The sequence below is a fragment of the Pandoraea aquatica genome, from assembly GCF_902459565.1.
GTDB classification, from domain to species: domain Bacteria; phylum Pseudomonadota; class Gammaproteobacteria; order Burkholderiales; family Burkholderiaceae; genus Pandoraea; species Pandoraea aquatica.
The window spans coordinates 376202-388440 of record NZ_CABPSN010000005.1; the positions used below are offsets into that span (position 1 = coordinate 376202).

At 64.8% G+C, this 12239-nt stretch carries 10 protein-coding genes; 6 read left to right on the forward strand and 4 right to left on the reverse strand.

The annotated features are described in order from the left end of the window. Position 1 precedes the first annotated feature (1 nt). The 4 genes from PAQ31011_RS18775 to PAQ31011_RS18790 form a co-directional block, all read right to left on the reverse strand. Positions 2-1144 carry an LLM class flavin-dependent oxidoreductase gene (locus tag PAQ31011_RS18775; RefSeq protein WP_150577229.1) on the reverse strand — a complete coding sequence of 381 codons (1143 nt, stop codon included), beginning with the start codon at positions 1142-1144 and terminating at the stop codon, positions 2-4. 36 nt (positions 1145-1180) lie between these two features. Further along, positions 1181-2692 (reverse strand): aldehyde dehydrogenase, encoded by a 1512-nt coding sequence (locus tag PAQ31011_RS18780; protein WP_150577230.1) that lies wholly within the window; start codon positions 2690-2692, stop codon positions 1181-1183. A 15-nt stretch (positions 2693-2707) separates the two neighbouring features. Next, positions 2708-3754 carry a flavin reductase gene (locus PAQ31011_RS18785; RefSeq protein WP_150577231.1) on the reverse strand — a complete coding sequence of 349 codons (1047 nt, stop codon included), beginning with the start codon at positions 3752-3754 and terminating at the stop codon, positions 2708-2710. A 119-nt stretch (positions 3755-3873) separates the two neighbouring features. Beyond that, entirely contained in the window at positions 3874-5757 is a 1884-nt protein-coding gene (locus PAQ31011_RS18790; RefSeq protein WP_150577232.1) for a helix-turn-helix domain-containing protein, read from the reverse strand. A 222-nt stretch (positions 5758-5979) separates the two neighbouring features. On the opposite strand from PAQ31011_RS18790, the gene PAQ31011_RS18795 reads away from it, so the two are divergent. The 6 genes from PAQ31011_RS18795 (at position 5980) to PAQ31011_RS18820 (ending at position 12223) form a co-directional block, all read left to right on the forward strand. Beyond that, entirely contained in the window at positions 5980-6573 is a 594-nt protein-coding gene (locus tag PAQ31011_RS18795; protein WP_150577233.1) for an amino acid synthesis family protein, read from the forward strand. Positions 6574-6584: 11 nt separating this feature from the next. After that, complete coding sequence (locus tag PAQ31011_RS18800; RefSeq protein ID WP_150577234.1) at positions 6585-7529, forward strand: 2-hydroxyacid dehydrogenase; 945 nt, start codon at positions 6585-6587, stop codon at positions 7527-7529. 2 nt (positions 7530-7531) lie between these two features. Next, entirely contained in the window at positions 7532-8575 is a 1044-nt protein-coding gene (gene doeB, locus PAQ31011_RS18805; protein WP_150577235.1) for a N(2)-acetyl-L-2,4-diaminobutanoate deacetylase DoeB, read from the forward strand. A gap of 56 nt (positions 8576-8631) precedes the next feature. After that, positions 8632-9111, forward strand: a complete 480-nt coding sequence (locus tag PAQ31011_RS18810) for an Lrp/AsnC family transcriptional regulator (protein ID WP_150577236.1) — start codon at positions 8632-8634, stop codon at positions 9109-9111. Positions 9112-9266: 155 nt separating this feature from the next. After that, the gene (locus PAQ31011_RS18815; RefSeq protein WP_150577237.1) at positions 9267-10742 is read left to right on the forward strand and encodes an NAD-dependent succinate-semialdehyde dehydrogenase; all 1476 of its coding nucleotides are present in this window, start codon (positions 9267-9269) and stop codon (positions 10740-10742) included. A gap of 95 nt (positions 10743-10837) precedes the next feature. After that, complete coding sequence (locus PAQ31011_RS18820; RefSeq protein ID WP_150577238.1) at positions 10838-12223, forward strand: aspartate aminotransferase family protein; 1386 nt, start codon at positions 10838-10840, stop codon at positions 12221-12223. Positions 12224-12239 lie beyond the last annotated feature (16 nt).

A 12239-nucleotide genomic window follows, 5' to 3' on the forward strand; every position in this document is an offset into this window, starting at 1 on the left:
GTCAGCGGCCTGCCGAAGCCAACGCCGCCGGACGCTCGGCGGCGTGCGAATGCGCTGCCTGCGACGCCTGCGCTTCCTGAGCCTCCTTGGCGCGGCGAGCTTCGCGTGCTGCAAAGTGCGGCATCACCTCATCGATGAACAGGCGCAGCGTCTTCACTTGCAGCTCGAACGGCAGGTTGAACGACAGGCCGAGACAGAACTGGTCGACGCCCTGCGCTTCGTAGACTTCGAGCTTGCGCACGATCTCGTCGGGCGTGCCGAACATCAGGTTTTCGCGGATCGACGCAGGATCGTAGTTGGCCCGTCCGACAACGGCCTCATACGGCACCGCCTCCGGGAATCCGTTGGTCACCGAGCCGATGTTCTGCATGAGGTTCTCGAACGTGCGGCCGAAGTCCACGCTGTGACGCACCGCGACTTCCCAGTCCTGCTCACGGTCGTACACGCACGTGCGGCGCAGCATCATGAAGCGCGGACGTGGACGCTCCGGATGATCGGCCACCGCCTTGCGGAATTTCTCACCGAGCACGGCCACCTCCGACACGGGTGCCGCGAGCGGCGTCGACAGAATGTTCGCCCCCACCCCCACGGCCCAGTCGAAGCTGCCCGGGTCGCGTGTCGCGACCCAGATCGGCGGATGCGGCTGTTGCAGCGGCTTCGGCACCGACGTCGCGAGCGGGAATTTCCAGTAGTGCCCCTCGTGCGCGTAATCGCCCTCCCACAGCTTCTTCACCGCAGGCACCAGCTCCTTCATATACGCCACGCCCTCTTGCTGCGGGATACCGCCGGCCATGCGATCGAACTCGTATTGATAGGCCCCACGGGCGATACCGAATTCGAGGCGCCCGCCGGTCAGGTGATCGCACATCGCCGCTTCACCCGCGAGGCGGATCGGCGACCAGTACGGCGCAACGATGGTGGCCGTGCCCAGACGAATCTGCTCGGTGTGCTGCGACAGCCACGTCAGCGTGATGAACGGATTCGGCGAGATGGTGCATTCGATGGTGTGGTGCTCGGCGGTCCACAGCGTCTCGAAGCCGCCTTCGTCGGCGATGCGCGCGAGGTGCAGCATGTTGCGCACGGCGTCGTTCATCGTGTCCTGCGGCGAAAAGCGCTCCATGCTGAGCGAAACGGAGAATTTCATGAGGTGTGTCTCCAGTGAGTGTGGCGTGTAGTGAGATCAGCGCAGACGGATCACGAACGGGTCTTGCATCGCCCCGGAGTAATCGATCACAACGTTCTTCAGGCGCGAGAACTCGCGCATCACTTCGAAGCCGCCACGACGTCCATAGCCGCTGTGTTTGGTGCCGCCGTTGGCCGACATATAGGCGGCCGAGCGATAGGTATTGATCCAGACGGTGCCGGCTTCCACGTCGCGCGCGAAGCGCAGCGCACGGTCGATGTCGCGGGTCCAGATACCCGCCGCCAGGCCGTATTCCGTGGCATTGGCGAGCGAGATCAGTTCGGCCTCGCCGGAGAACGGCATCACACCGACGACCGGGCCGAAGATCTCTTCCTGCATGAAACGCATTTCGTTGCGCGCCTGCGTCATGACAGTCGGCTCGTAGTACCAGCCGCCTGCGAGGTCGTCACGTGCCGGACGCTGACCGCCCGCCGCCACGCGCGCACCTTCCTGCACGCCGGAGGCGACGTATGTCTCCACCTTGTCGAGTTGCGACGCCAACGCCAGTGGGCCGATGTCCGTGTCCTCATGCGTCGGATGCCCCACGCGCACACGGCGCGTGCGCTCGACCAGCGCCTCGACGAAGCGGTCGTACACCGATGCCTCCACGAAGCAGCGCGAACCGGCTACACACGTCTGGCCCGCCGCAGCGAACACGCCGGACACCACGCCGTTGACGGCGCGCTCGATGTCCACGTCCCCGAACACCACGTGCGGCGACTTGCCGCCGAGCTCCATCTGGCACGGCACGAGGTTTTGTGCGGCATTGCCTGCGATCTTGCGACCCGTCACCGTGCTGCCAGTGAAGACGTATTTGGCGATGCCCGGGTGACGCGTCAGCGCATCGCCAGTGGTCACACCATCGCCCGTCACGACATTCACCACGCCCGGCGGAATTCCGGCTTCGATCACCAGTTCCGCAAGCGCGAGCGTGGACGCCGTCGCGTGTTCGGAGGGCTTGACCACGATGGTGTTGCCGATCGCCAGACAGGGAGCGAGCGTGCCGGTCAGCATCATCAGCGGCGAATTCCACGGGATGATCATGCCCACCACGCCGATCGGCTCGCGCGTGTTGAAATTCAACGTGTCGAGCTTGTTGACGGGAATGGTGTCGCCTTGCAGCTTGTCCGCCATGCCCGCGAAATACAGATACGAGTCGGGAATTGCGCGCATCTGCGCCCGCATTTCCTTGAGCAGCTTGCCGTTGTCCCGGCATTCGATGGCAGCGAGCGCATCGGCGTTGGCCAGCACCAGTTCGCCGAGCTTGCGCACCAGCTTGCCGCGCTCGGTCTGCGTCATGCGACGCCATGCGGGATTGACGAGCGCGGCCTGCGCGGAGCGCACGGCGCGGTCCACATCGACGGCGTCGGCCTGCGCGAATTCGTACCATTGACGGCCGGTCGTCGGGTCATAGCTCGGCACGTACTCGGCGCTATGCGGCGCGGTGAACTGCCCGTCAATAAACAACTGCTGGCGAGAGCCCTCCAGCGTTTGAATCGTCGTATGCATCGATTGACTCCAGGGTCAGACTTGGGAGAGTTGGGTCCACGGCTGCGCGTCGCTCACCATCGCGATGCGTCCGCCGTCGTGTGAATCCATGTAGATGCCGAAGTGGCCGCCTGCGGTCTCGCGCACATACCGGCGCACCATCGAGCGAATCTCGCGCGAAGCGATGTCGTCGAAGGGCAATTGGTCGAACGGGAAGAACCGGAACTGCGGCGGCAACTCGGCCTGCGAGAGCGGCTGCGCGAGACGCGCCCGGTACATCAGGTAACCGGGATCGTTCTCCGCAGTGTCGAACACCGAGTAGAGGAAGGTGTCGTGCGGCACCAGCGCCAGCTCACCGCCGCCGGCCAGCGGCAGACGCCCGTTAGTCAGGCGCCGTGGTGCGCTGGGAAGCACCCAGCCGCCCTTGCCGTCCTGCGCGAGAAGCAGGCTGCCGTCGGCATCGATCAGATAGCCGACGATCATGTCGTGCGACGAAAGCCAGCCCGGCGGCAGCGGGTCCTTGACGTGGGCATAGCGACCACGGCAGAAGCCGAGCGGTGCGGCCGGGCTCGTGCCGAACGCCTGAATCCGGCCGATCAGGATCGCGTGATCGCCTGCGTCGACACGGTCATGCACCGTGCAGTCGAACCACGTCAGGCAGTCGGTGAGCACGGGGGCGCCCGTGTGAACCACATCGTGCCCCACGGCGGCAAACTTTTCCGCCGACTTCGATGCGAACAGGTTCGACACGTCGGTCTGCCCGTCATGCAGCAGATTGACCGCGAAGTGCTCAGTGCCCTGAAACACCGGAAAACTCGCCGCCCCTTTGCCGACACACACCAGCAACAACGGCGGATCGAGCGAGACGGACGTAAAGGAGTTCGCCGTCATGCCACGCGGGCGACCCTCGTCGTCACGCGTCGTGACGACGGTGACACCGGTCACGAATGTGCCAAGTGCGCGGCGCAACGCGACTGGATCGATCGCGGATTGTGCGGATTGCTCGGACTGAACACCCGGGTAGGCCGGAGCGGTAGCGCCGGCGGCGTCTGCCGTCTGGCGCTGTTTGGCGACAGCTTGCATGTCGTTCACCTCGAAACGTCATTACGTTGAGGTCAACGATATGCGAGGACTTTTTTGTCAGCTTCCGTCGATTCGCAGGAGAAGTGAAATCATTTACTCTCGATTGCGCGGCAGGGTTTTCATGGATGCCCTGCCACGCGAGCGCCAGCGCGCGGGGCAGACGCGGCGTCCTTCGATGCCGCGGCCCCCATCGGTGACGCCCCTCGTGTGAGCGTATGCAGGTGAATCGCAAGCTCCACCGCGAATCGCCGCTCGGGGGTTTCGACGTCGATGCCGAAGAGTTCCTGAATGCGTGTGAGCCGATAACGCAGTGTCGTCACGTGCAGCCCCATGGCGTCGGCGCAAGGCTGACTGCGGCAGCCGGAGCGCAGATAGGCGGCCAGCGTCTCCAGATATGGGGATCCGGATTGCTTGTCGTGCTCCACCAGCTTGCCGATGGTGCCGTCGACGAAGCCGTGAACGTCGGACGAATCCGCCGCGCCCATGAGCATGGGTAACGGTCCCAGCCCCGGCATATCGAGCGGCCCGCTGCGGCCAAACTTGCGCGCCACGCGAATCATGCGCCAGCAGCGCTCCCACTCGCGTGCCAACGGCTCAAGCCCGTCGCACACGTCGCTCATCACCACGATGGGCTCACGCCCCAGCGAGCGCGCTAATGCTTCGCTCATGCGTCGGGCGAAACGCGTAAGCGCCGCATCGTCCGACGCGCTGTCCTGCGGCACCAGACACACCAGCCCGCCGCCCACCGTCACGACATGCAGGGATACGTTCAACTGTCGCGCCAGCAATTCCACCGTGCTATGGCTTTCCAGCGACAAATGACCGGCTGCCCGTCCCACCTCGGCTTGCCCGAGTTGATCGGGATAGTCGACGACCATCATGCGCAGCGGCGCATCCAGCGCCACGCCGAGACGGCGTGCGCGACCTAGCGCATCGTCCTCGTCGCGCCACCGGCGCTCGACGATTTCGAAGAACAATTCGGTCAGTGTGCGCGTCTCGAAACGGAACCGCACGACGCTGCGCATCAATTGGACGCTCAACGCAAAGCGTGCGCTTTCCAACAGCAATTGCTGAAGGTCGCCCGGAGTTTCGTCGCCGAAGGTGAGCAGTGCGCCGACGAGATCGTCGTCGACGCTCAGGGGCTCGATGGCCGCACTGACGGTAGGTTGACCCGACTGCCGCCCGAGCGGCACGTCCAGACGCGACTGTCGGTAGCGCTGGAGTGCATCGCGCACGGCACCGCCGAGTTCTCGCCCCTGCGCACCCGCAAGCCATCGTGCCCAGGCGGCATCGTCCATTTGCGACGGTACCGGCGAGGCCGAAGCGTGCCACTGGTTCGCAAGGAAATCGATCACGAGTACGGGCCGGCCGAGCAACTCGCCCAGCGACGACGTCAACTTCTCCAGTGAGCCGCCGGCGAGCACGTCGCCAAGGAGCGTGCGTTGCGCTTCGAGCGTACGTTGCAGCCGCTCGTGCGCCATCACCTGCGCGCGCTGACGGTGCGCGCGTTCGACGGCGATCGCCCCCAGATGCACGACCGTCGACATGAACGTCAGATCGTCGTCGCCGACGTCACGCACCTTGCGCGAGGCGACGGTCAGCACCATCGGGTGGCCTTGCGTATCGCGCGACGCCATGGGCAGCACGAGCACCGTGCGATAGCCGCGCTCGTGCGCCTCACGCCGATAGCCGGGGAATTGCGTACTCTCGAGCGCGTCACGAATGTAGACCGGCTCGTTCGTCTGCAACGCGATGAGCGAAGGACTGGTCGCAAGCTCCCAGCGGTCTTCGACGTGCTGCGGCAGCATGCTCGTCTCGTAGCGCGTAATCACGAGTCCGTAGCCATGCGCGAGATCGATGCTCATGACCGAGCCGAGATCCCAACCGCCTTGTTGCACCGCGCAACGCACGAGGTCGCGAAACAGCGCCTCGATGTCTTCGTCGTTGCTGATCTGACTGGCGACATGGCGCAACGCCATGAGCCGCTGGTGTTGTTCCGGCATTGTCTGTCTCCTTGCCTGCGGAAAATCTACACCAAAGCGTCGGAAGAAAAAAAAAGATCTTCCGACGATCCGGGGGAAGACCCCGCCTTCGCTGCGCAATAGCATGGGTCCCATCGGCAAGCCTCCGATGTTTGCCGCGCGCGCCTCAGTCCGTCAGCGCACCTCCCCGACACCGCCACGCCGCACTCGCGGCGGGTTTTTGCACCGCAACAGGAGACACCCGTGAAACAAGAGCTGCGCAAGATCGCCACCTTTGTCGAGACGACCTACCGCGAAGGCGGCAAGGCGGCCGCCGAACCCGTCACGACCGTCGTCGTCGCCGCCGTGATCCGTAATCCGTGGGCGGGACTTGGCTTCGTAGAGAACCTGCGTCCCGAGATCCTTCGTCTGGCGCCCGAACTTGGCGCACTCATGACGCAACGTCTCGTCGACGTGATGCCTGGCGATCGTGTCCAGGCCTACGGCAAGGCCGCCGTCGTCGGCACCCACGGCGAGATCGAACACGCCTCCGCCATCATCCACACGCTGCGCTTCGGCAATCTGTTCCGCAGCGCGGTGAGCGGCACGGCATTCCTGCCCTTCACCAACACGCGCGTTGGCCCCGGCGCGCTGGTGTCGGTGCCGATGATCCACAAGTCGGAAACCGGCAAACGCTCGCACTTCATCACCGCCACGTTTCAGATGACGGACGCACCGGCCGCCGACGAAATTCTGCTGGCCATCGGCGCGGCAGACGGCGGTCGTGTACACCCGCGCATCGCCGACCGCTTCCAGGACATGGAAGAGATGGCGAACGACGCAGCCGCCACCGCCTGAGCGAGCGCACAATGCCGCCCGTCATCGCCTTCCTTAGCCGGATGTCCGCCGACTATCAGCGTCCCTATCTGGACGCCTTGCGTGCGGCACTGCCGGGCGACATCGTCTCGCCGCTCGCCGAGCTTTCGACGGTCCAGCGCGAACAGGTGTCGGTTGCCATCGTCGCGAATCCGGACCCGGCCGATCTCGCCGATCTCCCCGGCCTTCAGTGGATCCAGAGTCTCTGGGCCGGCGTCGAATCGCTCGTCAGCACGCTACCGGTGGGCAGCCCGCCGATCATGCGGCTGATCGATCCGGAAATGTCTCGCACGATGGCCGAGGCTGTGCTCGCCTGGATCTACTACCTGCAACGCGACATGCCGCGTTACGCGAAGCAGCAGGCACGGCATGAATGGCGGCAGCAGGCGTATCGCAAGCCCTCGCAAACGGGTGTCGGCTTACTCGGACTCGGTGAACTCGGTCAGGCGGCTGCCGCAAGGCTGCGTGATGCCGGGTTTACCGTTCGTGGCTGGAGTCGCTCGCCCAAGGCGCTCGACGGCATCGAAACCCTTGCCGGTGACGACGGACTCAAGGCAATGCTCGCCGCGAGCGACATCGTCGTGAGCCTGATTCCGTTGACGGCCCAGACGCGTGGCATGCTCGACGCCCGGCGTCTGAATCTGATGAAGCCGGGGTCCGCACTCATCAACTTCTCGCGAGGTCCCGTCGTTGTGACCGACGCCCTGATCGCGGCGCTCGACCGGGGGCATCTCTCGCATGCTGTGCTCGATGTCTTTGACGTAGAACCGCTACCGGTGACGTCGACGCTTTGGGACCACCCGTCAGTCACCGTGTTGCCGCACATCTCCGCCCCGACCGATCACGAAACGGCGGCGGCCGTCATTGCCGCTAATCTCCGGAATTTCCGCGCGACGGGTCGCATTCCCGGCAACGTCGATCTGGCGCGGGGGTATTGAGCGTGCACCGCAATCACGATGCGCCAGCGCAGCCGCCGCGCGTTTATCCCACCGTCGACTTCCATCGGGACGGCGTTCAGCATGGCTTCCTGAAGGTGCCTCACTCGACCGATGCCAGTGCCTGGGGCGCCGTCACGATTCCGATCACCGTGATCCGTCGTGGCGACGGCCCGGTTGCGCTATTCACCGGCGGGAATCATGGCGACGAATACGAAGGCCCGATTGCCTTGTCACGACTGGCGAATACCCTAAAGGCGGCTGACGTGAACGGGACCGTCATCGTCGTGCCGTTCATGAATGCGCCCGCCGTGCTTGCGGGAAAGCGCACGTCGCCGCTCGACGGCGGCAATCTCAATCGTGCGTTCCCGGGGCGCGCCGACGGCACCGTCACCGAACGCATCGCCGATTATTTCTCGCGCTGCCTGCTACCGTTGGCGGACATCGTGGTCGATATTCACTCTGGCGGCCGCACGCTCGATTTCCTGCCGTTCGCGGCGATCCATGAATTGGCCGATGCGGCACAACAGGCACGCGCCGACGCCGCAATGCAGGCATTCGGCGCGCCGTACTCCCTGCGCATGCGCGACCCAGATCCGCACGGGCTTTATGACACGGCCGCCGAAGCACAGGGCAAAGTGTTCGTGACGACAGAACTCGGCGGCGGTGGGACGGCCAGCGCGCAAAGCGTCGCGATTGCGCATCGCGGCGTGTACGGCGTGCTGGTGCAGGCGGGGATCGTGGCTGCCGATGCCGCACAGCGAGACGGTGCTGTCCTGAGCGCCAACACGCAGGCCGTCCAGTTATCCATGCCGGACGACGACTGCTACGTGACGTGTGAGCATGGCGGCTTGCTGGAGATGCGTCACGATCTCGGTGCGATGGTGCGGCGCGGCGATGTCGTCGCACACATTCACGACGTGACACGCACAGGCACCGCCCCGGTCGAGTACCGCGCGGCGCGCGATGGTATGCTGATCGGCCGACATTTCCCGGGTCGCGTCGGCATGGGCGACATGCTTTGTGTCTTGGCCGACGTGCGGGTCTGACGCGCCGCAGGACCCGAAGGTTTGCCTGACCCTCCGTTCCTTCCAGCGCTGCGCCTATGGTGAAACTCGACCGCTTCGACATCGCAATTCTTCAAGTGCTGGCCCGCGAGGGCCGCATGACCAAGTCACGTCTGGCCGAACTGATTCACTTGTCGGTATCGCCCACGTGGGAGCGCGTGCAACGACTCGAAGCGGCAGGCGTCATTCGCGGCTATCGTGCCGACGTCGACTGGAGCGGCGTGGTGCAGGTTAGCCGCATCATCGTGGAAATCACGCTCGCGCGACACACCGCGCACGACATGAATCGCTTCGAAGCCCACCTTCGCGAAGCCCCCGAAGTCGTGCAATGTCATGCCACAGGCGGGGGCGTCGACTACATCGTGCACGTGCTCGCGCGCGACATCGACCATTACCAGCGCTTCATCGACGATCTGCTGATGGCCGACTTCGGCATCGAGCGCTACTTCACGTACATCGTCACGAAGGTCGTCAAGGACGACGCCAACGCCGTTCCCGGCTGGGTCGATCCGGACTGATCCGCTCTCGGTACCGGCTGCGCAAAGATTTTTCTACGTGATGCCGTCAACTCAGAAAAAAACCACAACCCGCACCCACCGATCAGAAAAAACATCGGCCTCTCGCCCCCGACAATCGCTGCATGACGAACGAATGCCATGCCAGGAGATTGCCGATGCTGCTCGACCACCCGGTCCTGTTCAAATCGCTGTGCTACATCGACGGTCGTTGGACGCATAGCGAAGACGCCGCGTCCATCGCTGTTGTCGATCCTTCCGATCAAACCACGCTCGGCCACGTGCCGATGCTCACGCGCGATCAGATTCGCGCTGCCGTCGACGCGGCCCAGCGGGCCTTCACCACGTGGCGCTGGACACCCGCCGCACACCGCTGTGCCACCCTGCTGCGCTGGCATGCGCTGATCGAACAACATGCCGACGACCTTGCCATCCTTCTCTCGCGCGAGCAGGGCAAGCCGTTGCGCGAGGCGCGCGGGGAAATCGCTTATGGCGCGTCCTTCATCGCGTGGTACGCCCACGAAGCCTGCCGCCTCGATGGCCGCACCATCACCTCCCACATCGACGGTGCCCAACTGGGCACCGTGCGCGAACCGGTCGGCGTCGCCGCACTCATCACGCCCTGGAATTTCCCCTTCGCGATGATTACGCGCAAGGCGGCGGCGGCCTTGGCTGCCGGTTGCGCCGTCGTCGTGAAGCCCGCGCATGAAACACCGTTCAGCGCGCTGGCGCTCGCGCAATTGGCCGATGAAGCCGGGCTGCCGCCGGGCCTGTTCAATGTGGTGCTGGGCGAGCCCGATATGGCCATGCGAACCCTCGTGGGCGACGCCCGCGTACGCGCTGTGAGCTTTACCGGTTCGACGCGCGTCGGTCAGTTGGTCGCGCAGGCTGCCGCTGGCAGCGGCGTGAAGAAGCTCGCGCTCGAACTGGGCGGCAATGCCCCGTTCATCGTGCTCGACGACGTGGATCTCGACGCGGCCGTGCGTATCGCCGTCGCCGCAAAGTTTCAGACGTCCGGACAAGACTGCTGCGCCGCCAACCGCATCTTCGTCGCCCGCGCGCGTTACGGTGCGTTCGTGGATCGCTACACGCAGGCCGTAGCGAAACTGCGCGTCGGCCCCGCCTTCGCGAAAAACATCGACGTAGGTCCGCTCATGCATCAGGCGGCATTGGACGCGACGGCCCAGCGTGTGGACGACGCTCGGCGCAAGGGCGCGCAGATCACCGTTGGCGGCGAGCCCCATGCGCTGGGCGGCTGGTTCTACAGCCCCACCGTAGTGGCCGATGCCGCCCCCGGCATGCGCATTTACGACGAAGAGAACTTCGGCCCGATTTCGGCCGTATGCGCGTTCGATTCGCTCGACGACGTCATCGCGAAGGCCAACGACACCGAGCACGGCCTCGCCGCTTACGTGTGCGGGCGTCGCGTCGACGAAATCTTCACACTGATCCGGCGGCTCGACTTCGCCATGGTCAGCGTGAACGGCGTGAAATTCACCGGCGCGCCCGTGCCGTTCGGCGGGATGAAGGCGTCCGGGCTCGGGCGCGAGGGCAGCGTCGACGGCTTCGAGCCGTTCACCGAGACCAAGTACTTCTGCCTCGGCAATCTCGGCATCCCCGTGCATCACGCCTGACGCCAGGTTTGCCGTCCTCGCGTCCTCAACGCATTGACGCATTCACGCCCCATCCACCTCATTGCTTCACTTCATCGACATCAAGGAGACGTCCCATGGCCGCTTCGACCGACCAATTGTTCGCGCAGGATCGCGCGCACTTCATGCACCCGTCCACCCACGCGGCCGATCATGCGAGCGGCACGCTGCCGGGCAAGATCATCCGCACCGCACAAGGCATGCACATTGAAGATCACGAGGGCCGCCGCTATCTCGACGCCTTCGCTGGCCTTTACTGCGTGAACATCGGCTACGGTCGCACCGAAGTGGCCGACGCCATCCACAAGCAGGCCACCTCGCTCGCCTACTATCACACGTACGTCGGGCATTCGACGGACGCCATCATCGAACTGTCCAAACGCATCATCGACTGGTCGCCTGCGGGCATGAAGAAGGTGTATTACGGGCTCTCCGGGTCAGACGCCAACGAAACGCAGATCAAGATCGTCTGGTACTACAACAACGTGCTGGGTCGACCGAAAAAGAAGAAGATCATCTCGCGCGAGCGCGGCTATCACGGCTCCGGCATCGTGACCGGCAGCCTGACGGGTCTGCCGAGTTTTCACCAGCATTTCGATCTGCCGGTCGAGCGCGTGCATCACACCGTGTGCCCTCACTGGTACCGCAAGGCGCCTGAGGGAATGAGCGAGCAGGCATTCGTTGCGCATTGCGTGGAGGAGCTCGAAAAACTCATTGCCCGCGAAGGGGCCGACACGATTGCGGCTTTCATCGGCGAGCCGGTGATGGGCACCGGCGGCATCATCACGCCGCCGGCCGGATATTGGGACGCCATCCAGGCCGTGCTGCGTCGTCACGACATTCTGCTCATTGCCGACGAAGTGGTTTGCGGCTTCGGCCGCCTCGGCTCGCCGATGGGCTCGCAACACTACGGTATGACGCCCGATCTCATCACGATTGCCAAGGGTCTGACCAGCGCCTACGCCCCGCTCTCGGGCGTGATCGTCGGTGAACGCGTCTGGGACGTGATCGAGCGCGGTGCCCGCGAACACGGCCCGATGGGACACGGCTGGACCTACTCGGGTCATCCGATCTGCGCTGCCGCCGCACTAGCCAATCTCGATATTCTGGCGCGCGAGAATCTGACGCAGAACGCCGCCGACGTCGGCCGATACTTCGGTGAGAAACTGCACGCCGCGTTCGACGCGCATCCGCTCGTCGGGGAAGTGCGCAACGTCGGCATGCTCGCCGCCGTCGAATTCATGGCCGATGGTGCAGCGCGTCAGCCGTTCGATGCCGCCATGAAGATCGGTCCACGTATCTCGGCCGCCGCGCTCGCACGCGGCATGATCGCGCGTGCCATGCCGCACGGCGACATCCTGGGCTTCGCGCCGCCGCTGATCGCCACGCGGGCGGACGTCGACGAGATGGTGAGCATCGCCCGCGCCGCGGTCGACGATGTGGCAGCGCAGGTGCTGCGCTGAGCGCAATCGGCGGGAC